An 18573-nucleotide genomic window follows, 5' to 3' on the forward strand; every position below is an offset into this window, starting at 1 on the left:
ACAATTACGCTCAATCAGCGCGAGATATGCCGCGAGCGCATCACCTGACGAAGCGCCGCGTAATGCCGGTCATGCACGTCTTGATTGAACAACGACCACGGCTCGGCGCTCGCCAATAGCGAAGGCACCGCAGCAGCCATCAGATTGCGATAATTTCTTAACTCGGTTGCAGCATCCGCGTTGCGGCCTGCGGCAACTGCCATCTCGATTCGCCGCAGCGTGAGCACCAGCTCCTTGAGGCCGTTGCGCGCAAGCACACGCTGCTGCTCGCCGCCCGACACGCTGGTGTTCTTGCGATCGGGATATTGCTCGGTCAACTCGCGCAGCTCGCGGCCGATCGTATCGACCGCGAGCGCAACGATGTCCTTGTCGCCGGCAGGGATCGCAGTCGCAAGCACCGTCGAGAAATCGTTGATCTCCTTCAGCGTCGCACCGGCACCGTCGCGCTCATAGGGCTGCACGCCATCGCCGACGGCCGTGAGATAGGCGACGAGGTCGCCCTTGTCCTGCGCCGAGAGGTCGAGCTGAAAGGTCCGGTCGAAATAGTCGACGACCTGGTTGTAACTGTCGAAGCGGCCGTCGTGAAAGTACGGCGCGTTGAAGTCGGCGTTGCGCAGCGTCGGTGTCTTGAACAGGCCGCCCGAACCGACGTCGTGCTGCTGGTGATCGACAAAGCCGGACGATGGAACGTGGCAGCCCGCGCAGCTCAGCGCCGGATCGTGCGGGAACGGCTTTGCGAACAGCGCTTCGCCGCGATGCTCCGCCTCGGTGATCTTGCCGGCCAGCCGTCCGGCGGGACCAAGGCTCGGATTGGGCAGAAAGTCGACGTCGTGAATATAGGCCACGATCGCATCGAGCGTCGCGGGCGACGGCTCGGGACCTGCGAACTCGTTGGTGATGACGTTGTGGACGAAGTCGCGCAGCGAGGCGAACCGGCCGTCGGCGCCATAAGGCGCAAGATAGCGGGCGCCGCGCAGGCTCGGAATCCGCACCGGATCGAACGCCAGATTGTTGGCTTTCGGATTGAACAAGGGACCTGTGGTGTCGAACGTGCCGGGCCGGCTCGACATCTTCGGCATGAAGAATCTGGCGTTGTTGGCGCCATTGACGTGGCAGGTGCCGCAGCTCACGCCGGCCTGCCGCGCCACCTCGCCGAGCAGCCCAGGCGAATTGAAGGCGAGATCGCCGAGATTGACCAGATACGACTTGGCTCCGGTGCGCTCGGACTGGAACACCTCGCGCGGCTTGTCGAGCGCATCCTCGTTCAGCTCGGTTGCGACAGGCAGCACGGTCTTGTCACCATCGACCGGAAACGCCACCGCGCGCCCGAGCAGTGCCAGAACGATGACACCGGAGAGCAGCGCAGCCAGACGCCGGTGAAGCAAGGTCATCGCGCCTGCGCCTCCAGCGTCGGGCGCTGCAACCCGAGCTTCGCCGAGGCGCTCTGCAGCGCAATGACCAGTTCCTCACTGGTCTGGCGCAGATCGGCAATGTTGACATGCCGCAGATCGGGCGTGGCGACGATCGCTTCGAGCTGCTCGATCCGGTTCGTCACCATCTCGTCGAGCTTGCCGTCGACCGTATTGAGGGCGGTCGAGAAGATCGTGTGGTAGGCGAAGTCGATGCCTGCGATGTTGTTGCGCATATCGTCCAGCGAGGTGCCGCTGATGCGTGACTCGCCGCCATCCGCCTTGCTCTCGCCGACCTCGTAGGCGAGCCGCACCGTGCCATCCAGCAGGCCCTGCGGCGTCAGTGTGATGTCCTTGAGCTTGCCGTGAAGATCATTCAAGTGCTCGACAAGCCCCGTCGCATCGGCGGCAACGTCGGTATTGCCGGCTCCAAACAGTTTCGCCTCGATGGCATGAAATCCGCTGTCCGCGTTCGGCCAGGCATCGATCTGCGCGTCGAGTTCAGGCACGAAGCCCGCAGTGAACACCTCCGAGCGCTCCCAGCCGGCGCGTGCCGACAGCCACGCCTTCTTTGCACCGGGCAAGTCGGCAGCAGCGGCACGCTCGCGCAAGGCGCGCGCGCCCTCCAGCGCGCTGGCAACGCCCTCGATCAGATACGGCCGATAGCGCTCGGCGCCGTCCTCGAGGGCGCCCGCATTCGCGGCGCGCACGCCTGCCGACGCCGCCAGCAAAGCCAGGCACGCCGCCACTCGCATCTTGTGCATAGTCTACCCACTGATCTGCCACGAAGGGCTCGTGGCACGAAGCGGGGCGAACTATTGTCGGTATCCTATGCGGATTTGTGACAGCGCAGACTTTTTGTCGCATCTTTTCTACTTTCCGATCGTGCTCGACGATCACAATCGCGCAAGCCCATCACGCGACTAAGGATCAATTGAAAATGGACTGTTCAACGCGCGCGAGTTGTTGCAACACAGTGTGGGCACGCGTCACACTTGTCCCGCTACCATGCAGATCGATCGCGAAGCTTTTTACTTCATTGGATCTTACGGCGCGCTTTGCGTGCTGTGCTGTGCCGTCGCGCTGATCGATCTGCGCCACGGCATCATTCCCAATTGGCTGAACCTTGCAATCGCGGCGCTCGGGCTTGCAAACATCGTCATCACTGACAGCACGATGGCCGCGTTCACGGCCATGGCGATCGCCGCCCTCATCGGCATGCTGTTCTGGCTGTTGCAGCGCCTTTACTTCGCCGTGCGGGGCGTGGACGGATTGGGACTGGGCGACGTCAAGTTTCTTGCCGCCGCGGCGATCTGGGTTGGTGCCTTGGCAGTTCCGACCCTGCTGCTGATCGCGGCGCTCGCGGCACTTGCCGTTGCCGGTGGCCTGCAACTCGCTGGACGCGAGATGAAGCGCCAGACGTCGATTCCGTTTGGTCCGTTTCTGGCGCTCGGGCTTCTCCTGACGCCGGCGCTTCAGAACTTGCTCGGGTTGAACTAGCTCACTTCTGGCGCCGCGCGGCCAACGGCATCCTCTCTGTGCTCACCGGAACGAGGTGGGCATCGCTGCTCTCCTCGCTGCCGGGCTGGGGCAATGTGAGTACGGCGCCCTGCTCGTCCTTCTGCATCGTGACTTCGCGCCCCTTGATGGTTCGCAGCTTCCACCCCTGGAACTCGTCACCAATTTTCAGTCGCAGCGCGGTCTTGTTCGACTGATCGAGAAAGATCCCGAAGCTTTCATCGTCGCCGGAGATCGTGCCGACGAGTGACAGCGGCGGCGGCTCGATCGCGACCTTGCGCGGCGGCGGCAGCGGCTTGCTGACTTCCGGTTCCGCAACGACGGCAGGGGGAGGTCGCCGCGACGGCGAGAACACCGGGCGATCGCGCGTATTGGACAGTGTCTTGAGCGGAATGCCCCACAACGGATTTGCGCTGAGCGGCCGAGGCGTCGGTGCCAGCGCAGGCGTCACCCGAACCGATGTCACAGGCTCGGACGGCGGCGGTGAATTCAGCACCGGTCCGCCGAGACGGGTGTCGTCGAGCATGCCGGCATCCAGTGCGTCGCCGGCACGGTCCGGCACGGCGGCCGGGGCTGAATAGGCCGACACCGTCAACAGCACGATGGTCGCTGCGAACCGTCGCATCATTTGGCTCCTCGCCATTGTCCGGATACGCCGAGCAGGACGCGCAGCTTGCCGGGGTCGGTTCCTTTGGCGGCCTCGTCTGCGACGGGTTGCACGACCAGCTGGTCGATGAACAGGAACGGCATGCCGGCCTCGAGATCGTAGAGCACCTGCTGCAATTGCGCCTGCTCGATCTCGGAGCTCGCGACCATGCTGATGAAGCCGGCCTTCGCCGGGGCGTTGGGAACGTCGAGCTGCGTCGACAGCACGTTGCCGCCGGCCTTGATCACCGCGCCCGACACGCGTTGCAGCAAGGTGGCGCCGGCAACCGTGACGGTCGCGCCTTCGAGATAGGCCGAGCCGGTCGGCATGGCGGGCTGACCGGGCGCGGTATTCGCTTTGGATCGACCTTCCAGTTGCTCCAGCATTCCGGCCGATGCCGCAACATCGCTGCGCAGGCCGATGATATCCGAGAGCGACGAGATGACGACAAAGAGCAGCAGCACGAACAGGCCGAGATAGCTCGCGGTCGCAACCAGGGGCGAGGTGCTGACGGCGGTCAGCGATCGGGATGCTGCGCTCATGAGCCGGAACCAAAATAGGCTGAGATGTTTGCCTCGACGTGGAACCGCTCCGCCGTCTCATTCGCCGCGCGCGTCGTCGGCGCGAAGAAGGTCGCGCGGGTGAATTGCGGCGACTGCTCCAGCAGACGAATCAACGATGGCGCATCCTGGGTCAGTCCCACCACCTGCACCTTGTTGCCCTCGATGCGGAGCTCCGTCACATAGGTCGTATCGGGCAGGACACGCGAGACCGCTTCCAGAACCATGACGCTCGATGGCGTGGTCTGCTTGCGCTTGGCCAGCAGGCCGAGACCGGACGCCTCGCCATTGGCATCGAGACGCAATGCGGCGCGACGCTGCGAGATCCGGTGTTGCAAATCTTCCTGCTCGGATTGCAGCCAGCCACCGAGATAGACGTTCAGCAGCAAGGAGACCGCGGCCGCGGCCGCCGTCGAAACCAGGCCGATCCGCAACAGCCGCGGAAGCTGAGGTCCTGCGAGGCCGCGCAGCGATTTGTCGAGCAGCGTCACCTGCTGCGGGGCGCCATCGCTGCCAACCGCCGGCGCAGAGACGGCAACGGAAGCGGCGCCGAGCTGCCTCGCCATCCGGACCAACGGATCGACCTTGGTCGCCGCTGTCGCGCTGAAGGCCACTTCAATGCGGTCATTGGCGATCGGCTGCGGCGGGCCCCAGCCGAAGACGGCATCGGCGGCGGTCCATGGCGTCAGCCGATCGACCTGCGCGCGGATCATGCCGTCGAGAAAGTCGCCGGCCTGGCTCGGGAAATCGAGCACGCGGCTGACGATGTGATCCGACCGCAACCGCACCTCGACACGGCTGCCGTCGAACACGGTCCTCCACTCCGCCGACAGCGGAGGCTGCGGCGCATCATGATCGAGCCGGAACGAAACCGGGGCTGACGGCGCGCCGTCCTTCGCCACCGCGAGGCGGGCAGTAAACGTGCCGTCGCCATTCTCGTCGAGCTCGACGCCGCGTCGGCGCATGAACCTACCCGCGACGCCGTCAACGGCAGTCGCGACCGCGCCAATCCACTGCTCGAACCATTGCCGTGCCTCGGCAAGCATCGCCATCAACCTCTCTTGCGCGGCAGAACCGTCATTCGCAGCTCGACATCGTTCTGCCAGGACAACACACGATAGGGCTCGGCCTTGTCGCCGAGCGCAATCACCGCCTCGGAATTGGTGCGGTGACCGTTGCGGAACCGGATCGAGATCGCGATCCGATAGCAAGGGCTCTGCGCGGTCGACGCCGCGGTTTGCGCGGTCGGCGCCTGCGATCCGGCGGAAAGGCCACCGTTCGGCGAGGGAGCGCTCGCCCCGAGAGCAGTCGACCCGAAGCCATCCTGATCCTTCCCCGATACCTTGTTCACCGCGAGCGCGACCTCCGGCGCGGCGATGGTCGGATCGACATCCGGACCGCCGTTGAACACCGTCACGAACGGCAGCACACGATCGACAAAGGCTTCGGGAATGCCGGCGACCAGCGCCAGCTCGTTGACATGGGTGAACAACCCCTGCCGCGGTGAATAGCCGAGCGCGTTGTAGCGCGCGGCCTCCACATTCTCGCTGCCCTGCGCCGGCCGGGTTCGCCAGCCGACGATCCGGTCGGCGTATTCGCTGGCCGCGTCCTTCCCGGCGCCGAGCACGACGAAGAGGCCGATCAACATCTCCTTCGACGCGTAGTTCAGATCAAGACGTCCCGCCTCCGACGTGAAGCTCACATTGACGCTGGCATCGTCCAGCCCGAAATGAAACGCCCCGTATTGCGGCCTCGTCTTCTCGTCCGTCAGCGTCAGCTGGTAGGCCGTGAGCTCGAGCCCGGCCGACACCAATGCCTCGGTCTGCAACGCGATATCGCTCGCCGCCAATGCGCGCGCCGATGCGGCAAGATAGGCCGAGAAGATGATCACCAGCGACGACAGCGCCAGCAGGATCCAGAGCACTGCAACGATGACGAAGCCGCGATCGGCGGGCGAGCGGACGATTTTACCAGGCGCGCCCATCAGGTCTTCCCCTGGTCGGGGACAACACCGGACTTGTCGCCGCAATTGCCATCCGGCTTGGTGCAATCGCTCGGAATCTGGACATGGAGCGGCGCGATGGTCGACACCGACAGCACGCGCTGGCTCGCGGCGTCACGCACGGTCAATCGGATCATCGCCGGCAGCTTGTCGGCATCCTTCCACACGTTCTTCCAGGCCCGGTCGGCGCCGGCATAGGCGAAGGAGAGGCGATAGGGCGCACGCAGCAGCACGACGGGGCTGCCGAGATGCACCTGCTCCGACAGCGACACCCCGTCGGCCAGCGGCGTGAAGCGCGCCTGCGAGCGAACCGTGATGAACTCGCCGCGATCCCTGATCTCGCCAAGGCGCACCACGTCGAGCCCCGGCCCCGCGTTCGGCCCCAGCGACGTCCGCACGAACATGACGGATAATTCCGATCCGTCGAACAGCGGCTTGTGGGTATCGCGGTTGGCGGCAACGAACTCCGCCGCGGCAAGATCGGCCCCGATCCGCTCCAGCGCGATCCCGATCAATTCGCTACGCTGGATCCGGTCGAGCCCCTTGTTCCAGCTCGGCAGCCATTGCGCCGTGATGCTGGCGAGCGCCGACAGCAACAGCCCCATCAACGCCAGTGCAACGATGGTTTCGATCAGCGTGAAACCGCGCTCATGCGTTCGCGTTGCTGTCCTTGCCGGGATCATTCCGATGACCTCGGCATCAGGCGCACGGTGCGGATGTCGGACAATGCACCACCCGGAGATTTGACGCGGATCCTCACCAGTTCCGGCGCCCAGGGCACGTTGCCTTCGGGCACCGTCCAGTCGCCACCGAGCGGACTGACCTCGATGGTCCAGCGGTAGCCCTCCGCCTGCCCCGTCGAGGTGCCCGACTGCAATTCCGCGCGGCGGAATGCCGACCGTCATCAATGTGCGGACCGCCTGCATCAGCGCCACGTGCTGCTCCATGGCCCTTACGCCGCGCGTCTTGACGCCCATGACGGCGCCGATCGCAACGACCGAGACGGCCACCAGCGCCAGCGCCACCAGCACCTCGATCATGGTGAACCCCGCATCAGGGCGGTTAGTTGGCGGCGACATCGCGAGCAACGATTTCAATCCTTCCGGTGAGCCAGTTGACGCGAACCTCATATCCCGCATCGAGCCGCGTCAGCGCGATCGAGCCGCCGCAGGAACCGCCATTGGCGAAGAAGCGGATGGTCGACAACGCCGCGCGGCGCTGACAGCTCTGCGGCAGCACGGCATCGAACCGCACGTCGTCGGGGATCCGCACCGTCATGTGTGACGCGCCCGAATGAATCACCCGGCTCGGCGCATCGACCAGCGTCGCGACGCTGGTGCTGCGCTCGATCGCGGCGTTGCGGTCGGCCTTCAGCAGCGTCGCAGTCTGCAGCGCATAGGCCTGCAGGCGCGACCGCGAGGTCTGATGCGGAATGAACGGAAGCAGCACGGCCGCCAGCAGCGCGATGATGGCGAGCACGCACACCATCTCGAGCAGGGTAAAGCCACGCTGCGCCGTGTCATTCATGCTTGCCGTGCATCCTTACTGATCGTTGTTGGCGGCTGTCGTCTTCTCGAGCGAGATGTCGGCCGAGGTGCCGCTGCCGCCCTCCTGGCCGTCGGAGCCATAGGAGACGATGTCATAGGGCCCGTGCTCGCCCGGCGAGCGATAGAGATAGGGGTGGTTCCAGGGATCGTTCGGGACGTTGCCGCCCTTCAGATACGGGCCGTTCCAGGCCGCGACGCCCGGGGTGCGCCGGACCAGCGCGGCAAGTCCCTCCGCCGTCGACGGGAAGCGTCCGGCGTCGAGATAGAACAAATCGAGCGCGCTGGAGAAGCTCTGCAGCTGAATGCGCGCGGTCTTGACCTTGGACTCGCTGAGATAGTTGAGCACGCGCGGCCCGATCAGCCCCATGATGAGGCCGATGATCGCGATCACGACCAGCATCTCGACCAGGGTGAAGCCCGCCTCGCCCGAACGCCTTTGCGGTTGCGATCGGGCGCGATCGCGTCCGGCTCGCGTGGAAAATGCCTCGATGATGCTGTTGCGCGATATCATGACCGATGACCTCTGCTCTAACCGACTAGCTGCGTGACCGAGAGCAGCGCCGTCATGACCGACACGATCAGTCCGCCGACCACGGTGCTGATCGTGATGATCGCCAGCGGACCTACGATGCCGACGACCCGGTCCAGGCTGCGCTGCAATTTTGCTTCGTAGAATTCCGCGACCCGCCCGGCCAGCACCGGCAGCTGGCCGGTTTCTTCGCCGAGCCTGAGCATGCGCACCGCCATCGGCGGCAGGCTGTCCGCCACGGCGAGCGCTTCCGACAATTTTCCGCCATGGCGGACGCGGTCGGCGGCGGCGGTCCAGTTCGCCTCGCTCCCGGTCACTGCCATGATGTCGACCAGGATGCGCAATGCAGCCGTGAGGTTGACGCCGCTGCCGAGCAGGACGCCGAGATTGCGGCAGAACAGGCTGGCCCGATAGAACTGGAAGGCGCTGCTGATGCCCGGCACGCGCGAGATGCCGTTGACCAGCGCCGCGCGCACCCGCGCCTGGCGTAGCAGCCACCAGGCGAGCGCGATCGTCGCCGCACTGATCAGGCATGCGGCCGTAGCGTTGGCACGCAGGAAATCCGACAGCGCGATGAAACTGGCGAGTGCCGTATCCGACTTGCCGCCGAAATCGCCCAGCACGGTCGAGAATTGTGGCAGCACGAACAGCAGGAAGAACAGCATCACGCCTGATGCCGCGACCAGCACGAAGGCCGGATACTGCATCGCATCGGTCAGCTTCCGCCGCATCTGCTCGGACCGCGCGCGCTCGGTCCCCAGCATCTCCAGCACGGAATCCAGCGTGCCGGAGATTTCACCGACCCGAACCAGGGCGATATACATCGGCTGGAACAGGGCCGGATGATCCGCCACCGCATCGGCAAAGCTCTCGCCGGTGAGCAGGGCAGCGCGAATCTTGGCCACCACCGGGCGCATCCGGCCGACATCGGCATCGCCGGACAGCAGCTCCAGCGCATCGTCGAGACGCGCGCCGGCTTTCAGCAGCAGCGCGAGATCGCGCGTGAACGTGGTGACCTCGGCGGCACTCGGCCCGCCGAACAGGCTGCGGCCGCCGGCGGCACCGGATGCGCGCTTGTCCTCGGTGGTTTCGATCGGCAGCAGCTTGAGGTATTCGATCCGCCGCGCCACCTCGGCCGCGGTCGGGGCCGAGATCGTGCCGTTGACGATCTCGCCGGTCTGGGTCAAAGCGCGATAGCGATAATTCGGCACGGCGTCACCGCACGGTCGCGACGCGGAGGATCTCGGCGGGCGAGGTCAATCCGGCGCGGCATTTGGCGACCCCGTCATCGAGCATCGTGGTCATGCCCGCCCGGATCGCCATCGTATCGATCTTCAGCCCGTCGGTTCGCTCTCCGATCAGTTCGCGCAGTTCATTGGACAGTTCGAGCAGCTCGAATGCGCCGAGGCGGCCGCGATAGCCGGTTCCACCACAACGCTCGCAGCCGCAGGGCTCGTGAATGATCTCGCCGGCCTTAAGCCCGATCGCCGCGAGCCGGGGATCCTCGGTGAGATCGGCGGCTGCCAGCGGCCGTGCCGTCTTGCAGCGCTCGCACAATTGCCGGACCAGGCGCTGCGCGATCACGCCGCGCAACACCGAGCGCAGCAGATAACCTTCGACCCCGAGATCGAGCAGGCGCGGCACCGCGGCCGCCGCGGTCTCGGTGTGCAACGTGGTCAGCACCAGATGCCCGGTCAGCGCCGCATGCACCGCGACATGCGCGGTCTCGGAATCTCTGATTTCACCGACCATGATCACGTCAGGGTCCTGGCGAACGAAGGACCGTAGCGCGGTGGCGAAGGTCAAACCGATCGCGGGCTTGATCTGGGACTGGTTGACGCCCGGAATCTCGTACTCGACCGGATCCTCGACCGTCAGGATCTTGCGGCTGGGCTCATTGAGGATCGACAGGATCGTCGCCAAGGTCGTGGTCTTGCCGCTGCCGGTCGGCCCGGTGATCACGATCATGCCATGCGGCAGCTTCAGGAGCCGCCGCAGCTTGGTTTCGTCTGGCTCCGAGAACCCCAGCTTTTCCACCACCAGCAGGCCGCGATCCTTGGGCAGGATACGGATGACACAGGATTCGCCATGCTGCGTCGGCATGATCGCGACGCGGATATCGATGTCGGTGCGCCCGGCCCGCAGCCGCGCCGCGCCGTCCTGCGGCAGGCGGCGTTCGGCGATGTTGAGGTTGGCGATGATCTTGATGCGGGAGACCACCGCCTGCGGCAGCACGCCCGACAGCGCCGCGACCGGCCGCAGCAGGCCATCGATCCGCAGGCGCACCATGAGGCCGGCGGAAAACGGCTCGATATGGATGTCGCTGGCGCGAAGCTCGACCGCCTTCTCGATCAGATCATTGACCGCGCGCACCACCGGTGCACCGCTGGCAAGATCGCGCAGGCTCTCGATGTCGTCTTCGCGGGGCAGCGCCGCCGCCGTATCGGTGGCTTCGGCCTCCTCGGCACTGGAGGAGTTGTTCAGGGCGATGGCGACGTCTTCCGACGACGCCACTTTCACATTGATGCCGGCGCCAAGCACGATCTGCGCTGCCCGCAGCGTCGCCTGGTCGGTCGGATCGACCACCGCGAGGACCGTGCTCCCGTCGGCTGCCCGGCATGGAAAGACCATGGTCTCGCGCAGGAAACGCGTCGAGAACGACCCGACAAGCGGTTCAGCCGAGGTCATGTCCTGGAGCGTCAGGCGGCCAAGCGCGAAGAAGCGCGCGGCTTCGTCGGCGAATTCGGTCGGTGAGAGACTGGTGATCTCCCACAACTTCAACTGCCTGACGTCGGCGCCCTGCCCGGTCCCCTCCGTCGATCCATCGATCGGCGCCAGGTGATTGTTCTGGCGCAGATAATCCACGAACCGAACGGACAGGTCGTTGGCCATTCCTTGTATCCCGCCACACTATCCCGGATCAGTCCGTGCCAAGGGCCGCTGCGTGCCGCCGCGTTCGGCTCCCGGCAATTCTGCCGTTATCGATCCGAAGTGTGACAGCTGTGCGAAGTCACATGGTTTGCCGCGTTCAAGAAATCCGGACGTGGCATCGCGGACACGACGCTCGCCTGCTGCACAGTTTTGGTGCGACGCGATAGGGCAGGTCGCGAACGACAATCATGTAACCAATTTATTTCTGTCATGTTCGATCGCTAAGAGTCCGTGCGGGGTAGGACCGATCGTCGCAAGCAATCGAAATTTCAGTTAGTCAGAGCGAAGGGCCTTCATGCAACGCGTAGGCACAGTGGGCCGCTGCCCGACGATCCGTGGCGGCCTCGCAGCCATTTTTGCCTTGGCGTCAATGGGGTTGCTGGCGTCCTGCAATTCCGCGACGGTCGGCGAGAGCGTGGACGCGTCCCAGGTCGACGTCACCGACAAGGTGCGATCGCTCGATCTGCTGCCGCGCCAGCCGCAGCCGGTGAGCGCGCTGGCGGCGACAGGCGGCAGCCAGAGCGGCAGCGTCCGCGCGGCAATGTATGAGGGAAGCGAAGTCACGGCGGTCGTCGACGCGCGGCCGCAGCCGGCGTCGAACGGCAACGGCTTCGACCTGAATTTCGAAAGCACGCCGGTGGCGACCGTCGCCAAGGTCGTGCTCGGCGACATCCTGCATGTCGGCTACACCATCGACCCGCGGGTGCAGGGCACGGTGAGCCTGGTGTCGGTCCGACCGGTGCCGAAATCCGACATGGTCTTCGTGCTTGAAAACGCGCTGCGCCTGAGCGGCGTGGTGCTGCTCAAGGATACGGCGGGCTACCGCCTGACGCCGCTCGGCGACGCCGTCGGCGGCGGCCGCGTCGATGCCGCGGCAGCCAATCCCGAAGCAGGTTTCGGCATCTCGGTGGTCCCCCTGCAATATGTGTCGGCCCAGACCCTGCTGAAACTGACCGACAGCTTCGCCACCAGGGCCGGCGCGATCCGCGCCGACACGACGCGGAATCTGCTTCTGATCCAGGGCACCGGTGCCGAACGTCGCACCGCCGTCGACACCGTGCTGAGCTTCGATGTCGACTGGATGCGCGGCCAATCGGTCGGCATCTTCCCGATCTCGAGCGGGTCGCCCGCGCCCGTGATTGCCGAGCTGGAGAAGATCGTCGATTCCGGTGAGAACGGCCTCAGCCAGAACGTCATCAAGTTCATGCCGATCGTGCGCCTCAACGCGATCCTGGTCGTGACCAAGAAGCCGGACATGCTGCACACGGCCGCGACCTGGATCAAGCGTCTCGATCGCAACGACACGGCGCGAACCACGGTCCACGTCTACCGCGTCAAGTACGGCGATGCGCGCCAGATCGCGCGGGTCCTGACCGACATGTTCCTCGGCGGTTCGTCCGGCAACCTGCTCGACAGTGCCGACAGCCAGCTCGCGCCCGGCTCCGGCACCTCGTCGACGTCAAGCGTAGCCGATCGTCTGTCGCTCAACAACAACGGCTCGAATCCGAGCATGGGCGGCTTCGCGTCGCGCGGCACTTCAGGGACAGGCGCGACGGGCCAGGGCCTCGGCCAGGGATTTGGCGCCGGAGGGCAAGCGAGCAATCCCAACAATCCAGGCCAGGGCAACAATGCCGCGCTGGATAGCGGACGCGGTTCTGGTACCGGCTCCGGCAACGGCCAGCCCGTCATGCAGGATGTGCGGATCACGCCCGATGTCGTGAACAACAATCTTCTGATCTATGCCGACCAGGCCAACTACCGCATCATCGAGTCGACGCTGCTGCAGATCGACGAGCCGCAGCTCCAGGTCGCGATCGATGCGACGATCGCCGAGGTCACGCTCAACAACACCTTGTCCTATGGCGTGCAGAGCTATCTCACCAGCCGGAACCTCGGTCTGAAGCCGAACACCGGCTCGATCCTCGGCACCCAGGCCACCGCGGCGCCAGCGACCACCACGGATGCGACCACCGGGGCCGTCTCCGTCGCCGGCTCGCTCACCAATGCCTTCATCAACCGGGCTTTCCCGGGCTTCAATTTCCTGATCGGGTCCGAGACCCAGCCGAGCCTGATCCTGGACGCGCTGCATGCCGTCACCAGCGTCAAGGTGCTCTCCAATCCCTCGCTGGTCGTGATCAACAACCAGGTCGCGACGCTGCAGGTCGGCGACGTCGTCCCGGTATCGACCGGCAGCGCGACGGTGCTGACCACGAGCAACACCGTGGTCAACACCATCGACTATCGCAACACCGGCATCATCCTGCGGGTCTCGCCGCGAGTCAGCGTGAACGGCACCGTGCGGCTCGATGTCGAGCAGGAGATCAGCAACGTCCCCCAAAGCAGTACGGTCAATCTGACCCCGACCGTGTCGGAGCGGCGGGTCAAGAGCCAAATCGCGGTCGCCAATGGCCAGACCGTACTGCTGGCGGGCCTGATCAGCGAACAGCAGAGCGGCAACCGCAATGCGCTTCCCGTGCTTGACCAGATTCCCGGCCTCGGTGACGCCTTCGGGCACCAGAGCAACGGCACCCAGCGCACCGAGTTGATCATCTTCATCCGCCCGCAGATCATCCGCAACGGTTCCGACGCCCAGGTCGTTGCCGAGGAACTCCGATCGAAATTGCGCGGCAGCATCGCCACGACATCGACCAATGCGCCGATCACCACCAGCTTCCACTGAACCGGGCAACAGGACGCTCCGCATGCTCGCGCAACGGACAAGCCTCGGCGCGTCGCTCGCAATCGTGCTTTGGGCCATGACGGCGTCGGTCGCGAGCGCCGACAGCGTCGCACGCGGAACGGCCGCCTTCCAGCGCGGCGATTATCTCAGGGCGGCCCGGGAGCTCTCGCCCGCCGCCGAGCGCGGCAACCCAAGAGCCCTCGGCATGCTCGGCTTCATGTATGAGCACGGCTTCGGGGTCCCGCAGGCCTATGACGCCTCCGCCGATCTCTACTATCGCGGCGCCATGCAGGGGGATCCGTTCGCACAAGCCATGCTCGGCATGATGTACGACAAGGGCCACGGCGTTCCGAACGACTACGTGCTGGCGTACAAATGGCTCAATCTGGCGGCGGCCCGCACCGGCGGTCGGCAGCGCGATGCCTATCTCCGGTTCCGGGATGCGGTCGCATTGAAGCTCTCGAGGAATGAGATCGTCGCCGGCCAGCGGTTTGCATTGGACTGGATCCCCAGCCGGCCGGAGCCGGACGTGCACCTGACGGTCAAATAGCTGCGCCTATGAGGGCGACCGCGCGAGGCTTCGCACCTTCGGCCGCCGCAGCCGGCGCCAGCCGATCACGATGCCGCTGATCGAAACGATCGTGCCGATTGCCGACAACAGCCAGACCACGACATCGCGCACCGGCCACAAGCTGAGCAGCAGCGGGAAATCCAGGCTGTGCAGCGCGTTGAACAGCCAGCGATAGGAGCGGCGGCTGTCGTCGCTGCGGTCGAGGATATCGCCTGTAACGGGAGAGATGTGCAACCAGGTGTGGGCGGGATCGTCGAAGCCGATCCGCAGCACGGGAAGCTCGCGCGCATGGTGCAGCGTGTACCAATAGGCATCCGGCTCATCGAGCTGTCGCGCCGATACCATCGATACTCCCGGCATTGCGCCTCTAGCAGCCGCGATGATCTCGTCACGCGAAAGGGTCACGGGCTCCCCGGTCGCGGGATCGGCGAGGCTGCGATGGCCATTGCCATCGTCGAGCATCATCAGCCTGCGCCCTCCGATCCAGACGAAGCGCGCCTCCACTGTCGAGGCGCCGGCGGCGACTGCGAACCGGCGACGATATCGGGCGTGTCGTGACCGCCATAGCCGACCGCAATCTCGCGCGTGAGGCCGCGGCCGGAGAATGCGCCACCGGGATTGAGCGACAGCCACCCGCTGAACATCCACGTCAAGATGAAAACGCCGCCGACGAGGCCGGCGATATGATGCCAGCCCATCCAGCCGCGATAGGGCGAGACGGCGCCATCAGCGTAGCGGCGCGTCAGTCGCAGGCGCAGGATGCCGATCCAGAAGCCGGTGACCGCGACCACGAGGCAGACGCCCGAGGTCCACAGCACCACGTCTCGCCACAACGGCCCGTCCTTGCGCAGCACCGTCGGATAGATCCAATGCGGGATCGAGCCGAGCCAGTTCCAGATGCGCTCGCGCCGCGTGGTGTCGAGCGCGATCTCGCCGCTGCGCGACGAGACATAGAGCTCGGTGCCATCGGCATCGCCGAGGCCGATCAGATAGAGCGGCCGCAACGGATCGAAGCGTGCCGTCACCGACCATTGGTCGCGCGTCACGGTTTCGAGCAATTGCAGCTGTACTGCCTGCGGATGGTGGCCGGCAACGGCAAGTGCCTGGTCCGGCGTGATGCGATCGATCACACGACCGTCGATTGCCGAAATGGTGACGGCGCTCCCCTTCCAGCCGGTCACGCGATAGACCGGCGTGTCGCCCATCATCGAGAGGCGGAGATCGCGTGGATAATGCTCCATCCCCGCGATCGCCATCGCGCTGTCAGGTGCGACCTGCACCTTGTTCCAGAGAATGGCAGGAAGCGCGGCGAGGCGCTCGCTGTCGGTGAGGCGTGGAAACGCCACGTACATCATGACGAGGCCGGAGATGAACCACATCGCGAACAAGAGACACGTCGCAATGCCGATCCAGCGATGGACGACATAGAGCCATCGCCGCCCCCGCCGGATCAGAGCGTTGCGCATGGTCAGAACTTCACGTTGACGGACAGTTCAGCGGTGCGCGGCATGCCGAGCAGCCACTGCCCCGTGCCGTTCGAGGTCACCGCGTAGACCTTGTCGAACAGATTGTAGAGGCGGAACGCGACCGTGGTGCGGTCGTCCGGCTTCCATTTGATGCCGCCATTGACCACGCTGTAGCCCGGCCGAAGCTGAGTGTTGGCGAGATCGGAGTACATTGCGCCGACGATCTGCACGCCGCCATAGACCGACCAGTTGGGCGCGAAGTCCCAGGTCAGCCAGACGTTCGAGACCTGCTGCGGCACGTTGACCGGGACGTTGCCGTTGTAGCTGACGATCTTGCCGCCGACCACCTGGCTGTTGTTGTCGTATCGGGCGCGCAGCAGCGCAAGATTGGCGTCGACGCGCCAGCCATCGTTCAGCGCGAGCCCGACCGATCCTTCGACGCCGCGCGATGACTGTTGGCCGATCTGCAATGCCAGGCCGGCGGTCGGATTGCTCGGATCGGGAATCGTCAGCCCGGTCTTGACGATCTCGTAGGCAGCCAGCGTCCACTCGCCGCGGCCGCCCCAGAACGACTGCTTGACCCCGATCTCGGTCTGCTTGCCGGTCGCAAGCTGGAAGGTCTTCTGCGAAGTCGACAGCGAGATCAAGTTGCTGACCGGATCGACGCCGACGGCGTACTGGCCATAAAACGCGAGGTTCTTGATCGGTTCGTACACCAGCCCGGTGCGCCAGCTGGTGCCCGATAGCGAGACGTCGAAGCTGTTCGCGGGCGTCTTGTAGTCGGTGCGATCGACCGCGGGACGGTCATACCGGACGCCGGTGACGAGCGACAGCTGATCGGTCAGCGACAGGCGATCTTCCGCAAACAGCGCGTATTGATTGACGATCGCGTTGAAGCCCGGCGTCGTCGCTGTGGTGGTCGCGAAGAACGATCCGGGATCGAAGGCGTAAGGATTGACCGACGACGCGCCGCCATAGGGCGAGTTGTTGGTGTGGGTGAAGTCGATCCGGTTGACGTCGAACCCGGCGACGAGCTGGTTCGCAAGTCCGAAGACGTGACCGCTGAAGGTCGTATCCATCCGGTTGCCGAGCTGCTTCTGGTCGTGGAAGATCTCGATATAGCTGGAACGATCGATCAGCTGGGTCTTCGGATTCCAGGTGTAATTCTCGATGTCGCGCCAGTGCCGCTCGCTGGTCAGATAATACAGCGTGTTGTTGACCTTGATGCCGTCGGCGACGTCCCACTCGGTCTTGAACTGGGTCCAGCTGTCCTGATAGCGGATCGCGCTGTCCGACGCATTGTAGTTCTTGAAGCGCAGCGCGTCCTGGATCGCCCCGTTGATCAGCGGCGTGCCGAAATAGCGTGACGGGCTGCGGTCGCCATAGTCCTCGGACAGCGTGAAGGCGAGATTGTCCGATGCCTGCACCCGCACGGCGGCGGAGACCACCGCATTCGAGTTCTTGTCGCGATCGACCCAGCCGTCCGACATGTTGCCGGTGGCGTTGATGCGGTACGACACATTGGGATTGATCGGACCGGTGCTGTCCACCGACAGCCGTCGCGTCATGTTGCTGTCGAGCGAGACCTCGGCCTCGTTGTAGGGCGTGTTCTGCGGCTTCTTCGGAACGACGTTGATGACGCCGCCGATCGCGCCTTCGCCGTACAGCACCGAGGCCGGACCGCGCAGCACCTCGATGCGTTGCGTCGACCAGGTGTCGTAGGGGAACGTCAGGGTGCCCGAGCCGATATAGAAGCGCGTGCCGTCATACAGCGTCATCACTGAGTTGCTGCCGGCAAAGCCGCGGGTACTGAACGACAGCCCGCCATTGCCGGGCGCCGGCGTTGCGATGAACCCGGCCGCATTCTGAGTGACGGCATCCAGCACATTGTGCTGGCCGCGTTCGGCGATGGTCTGCGCCGTGACGATCTCGACGCTCGCCGGCGTCTGCAGCGGCGTCAGGTTGAGACGGCTGCCGGTGCTGCCCTGCGTGGTGGCGTTGAGCGTCGGCGACGCCGCCCCCGATGCACTTGACGCTGCGGCGCGCGGCGTGTTGCCGGTCGCCGCTGACGTCGCCGGTCTGGAGCGAGGCCGCGACCTGGCGGCGGTGTTGCTGCTTCGCGCCGCAGGCTTGGGCTTTGCGGAAGCCGAAGGCGAGACTTCGATCGGATCGAGCGTGGTCGGTGGCGGCGTTTGTGCCGAACCCTCGGCCGGCAATAGCAGCGATGACAGGAAGCAAACAAGACCGAGGCGCCATTTGCGCGCAGCGGGAGAGGACGGAGACATGAAGCGACTCGCGGTAACGTGGCACGTCACCGCGAACGCGGACTGGCGCATTGCCCGAAAGGCAATGCTCCGACCCCACCAGGACGCCCCCGCCCGATGTGCTCGCGTGTGACCACGACTGACGGCAGGTCTCCTGGCTCACGGGTCATCGCCTGTCGACGCCTTCCCGGGCTGAACAGCCCAGTGGCAAATTGACGAAAGGCTCGCCGTTTACAGTTGCGGGGACAGCTGCGGCATTGGGGTTACCCTCGCACCGCATTCCCTTTTGATCCCCGAAGGGAACCGTCGGCAAAAACGATAGGTGGAGGACGCACAGCTGTCAATTCGACGCGATTGTCGCACACATGCTTTACGCGATGGTGCTGCGGCGACGACATAGCGTCCGCGCTGACCTTTTCAATCAGTCATCCCCCGACTGCCCATAGAGAG

18 protein-coding genes, 1 pseudogene and 1 riboswitch are annotated in these 18573 nt (G+C 65.1%); of the genes and pseudogenes, 3 read left to right on the plus strand and 16 right to left on the minus strand.

What is annotated here, in order from left to right:
• Window positions 1–14: 14 nt before the first annotated feature.
• Window positions 15–1391, minus strand: coding sequence for a cytochrome c peroxidase (locus H8A92_RS26595; protein ID WP_229198500.1), 1377 nt, complete (start codon window positions 1389–1391; stop codon window positions 15–17).
• Window positions 1388–2173, minus strand: a complete 786-nt coding sequence (locus tag H8A92_RS26600; RefSeq protein WP_229198501.1) for an EfeM/EfeO family lipoprotein — start codon at window positions 2171–2173, stop codon at window positions 1388–1390. The genes H8A92_RS26595 and H8A92_RS26600 overlap by 4 nt, the downstream gene beginning before the upstream one ends.
• Before the next feature lie 244 nt (window positions 2174–2417).
• Here H8A92_RS26600 and H8A92_RS26605 point away from each other — a divergent pair, with 244 nt between their 5' ends.
• On the plus strand, window positions 2418–2909 hold the full coding sequence (locus H8A92_RS26605; protein ID WP_229198502.1) for a prepilin peptidase: 492 nt from the start codon (window positions 2418–2420) through the stop codon (window positions 2907–2909).
• A gap of 1 nt (window position 2910) precedes the next feature.
• Here H8A92_RS26605 and H8A92_RS26610 read toward each other — a convergent pair whose 3' ends face one another.
• From H8A92_RS26610 to H8A92_RS26655, 11 genes and pseudogenes are all read right to left on the minus strand, one after another.
• Complete coding sequence (locus H8A92_RS26610) at window positions 2911–3552, minus strand: hypothetical protein (RefSeq protein WP_229198503.1); 642 nt, start codon at window positions 3550–3552, stop codon at window positions 2911–2913.
• Complete coding sequence (gene gspM / locus H8A92_RS26615) at window positions 3552–4115, minus strand: type II secretion system protein GspM (RefSeq protein ID WP_229198504.1); 564 nt, start codon at window positions 4113–4115, stop codon at window positions 3552–3554. Before gspM ends, H8A92_RS26610 begins: the two co-directional genes overlap by 1 nt.
• The gene (locus tag H8A92_RS26620) at window positions 4112–5185 is read right to left on the minus strand and encodes a PilN domain-containing protein (RefSeq protein WP_229198505.1); all 1074 of its coding nucleotides are present in this window, start codon (window positions 5183–5185) and stop codon (window positions 4112–4114) included. The genes gspM and H8A92_RS26620 overlap by 4 nt, the downstream gene beginning before the upstream one ends.
• A complete protein-coding gene (locus H8A92_RS26625) occupies window positions 5185–6117 on the minus strand; it encodes a type II secretion system minor pseudopilin (RefSeq protein ID WP_229198506.1) in 933 nt (310 codons plus the stop codon). The genes H8A92_RS26620 and H8A92_RS26625 overlap by 1 nt, the downstream gene beginning before the upstream one ends.
• Window positions 6117–6818, minus strand: coding sequence for a PulJ/GspJ family protein (locus H8A92_RS26630; protein ID WP_229198507.1), 702 nt, complete (start codon window positions 6816–6818; stop codon window positions 6117–6119). Before H8A92_RS26630 ends, H8A92_RS26625 begins: the two co-directional genes overlap by 1 nt.
• Window positions 6815–7012 carry a hypothetical protein gene (locus H8A92_RS26635; RefSeq protein WP_229198508.1) on the minus strand — a complete coding sequence of 66 codons (198 nt, stop codon included), beginning with the start codon at window positions 7010–7012 and terminating at the stop codon, window positions 6815–6817. Before H8A92_RS26635 ends, H8A92_RS26630 begins: the two co-directional genes overlap by 4 nt.
• Window positions 7013–7151: 139 nt before the next feature.
• Window positions 7152–7214, minus strand: a pseudogene (locus H8A92_RS41215) (type IV pilus modification PilV family protein); the annotation flags it as partial.
• Complete coding sequence (locus H8A92_RS26640) at window positions 7198–7662, minus strand: type II secretion system protein (RefSeq protein ID WP_229198509.1); 465 nt, start codon at window positions 7660–7662, stop codon at window positions 7198–7200. The gene H8A92_RS26640 and the pseudogene H8A92_RS41215, both read right to left, overlap by 17 nt.
• A gap of 15 nt (window positions 7663–7677) precedes the next feature.
• Entirely contained in the window at window positions 7678–8193 is a 516-nt protein-coding gene (gene gspG / locus H8A92_RS26645) for a type II secretion system major pseudopilin GspG (protein WP_229198510.1), read from the minus strand.
• A gap of 17 nt (window positions 8194–8210) precedes the next feature.
• Entirely contained in the window at window positions 8211–9422 is a 1212-nt protein-coding gene (locus H8A92_RS26650) for a type II secretion system F family protein (RefSeq protein WP_229198511.1), read from the minus strand.
• A 4-nt stretch (window positions 9423–9426) separates the two neighbouring features.
• On the minus strand, window positions 9427–11103 hold the full coding sequence (locus tag H8A92_RS26655; protein WP_229198512.1) for a GspE/PulE family protein: 1677 nt from the start codon (window positions 11101–11103) through the stop codon (window positions 9427–9429).
• A gap of 334 nt (window positions 11104–11437) precedes the next feature.
• Between H8A92_RS26655 and gspD the strand changes: the two genes are divergently transcribed.
• Complete coding sequence (gene gspD, locus H8A92_RS26660) at window positions 11438–13822, plus strand: type II secretion system secretin GspD (protein ID WP_420831370.1); 2385 nt, start codon at window positions 11438–11440, stop codon at window positions 13820–13822.
• A 22-nt stretch (window positions 13823–13844) separates the two neighbouring features.
• Window positions 13845–14372: a tetratricopeptide repeat protein gene (locus H8A92_RS26665; protein WP_420831371.1), complete on the plus strand. Its 528-nt coding sequence runs from the start codon at window positions 13845–13847 to the stop codon at window positions 14370–14372.
• Window positions 14373–14378: 6 nt separating this feature from the next.
• Here the strand turns inward: H8A92_RS26665 and H8A92_RS41070 are convergent, their stop codons facing one another.
• From H8A92_RS41070 to H8A92_RS26675, 3 genes are read right to left on the minus strand one after another with little or no spacing between them, the layout of a single operon-like run.
• Complete coding sequence (locus H8A92_RS41070; RefSeq protein WP_338026633.1) at window positions 14379–14858, minus strand: hypothetical protein; 480 nt, start codon at window positions 14856–14858, stop codon at window positions 14379–14381.
• Entirely contained in the window at window positions 14858–15859 is a 1002-nt protein-coding gene (locus tag H8A92_RS26670) for a hypothetical protein (protein WP_338026634.1), read from the minus strand. The genes H8A92_RS41070 and H8A92_RS26670 overlap by 1 nt, the downstream gene beginning before the upstream one ends.
• A gap of 2 nt (window positions 15860–15861) precedes the next feature.
• A complete protein-coding gene (locus H8A92_RS26675; protein ID WP_229198513.1) occupies window positions 15862–18144 on the minus strand; it encodes a TonB-dependent receptor in 2283 nt (760 codons plus the stop codon).
• 106 nt (window positions 18145–18250) lie between these two features.
• Window positions 18251–18446, minus strand: a riboswitch (cobalamin riboswitch).
• Window positions 18447–18573 lie beyond the last annotated feature (127 nt).

It is taken from the genome of Bradyrhizobium acaciae (assembly GCF_020889785.1).
Lineage (GTDB): Bacteria > Pseudomonadota > Alphaproteobacteria > Rhizobiales > Xanthobacteraceae > Bradyrhizobium > Bradyrhizobium acaciae.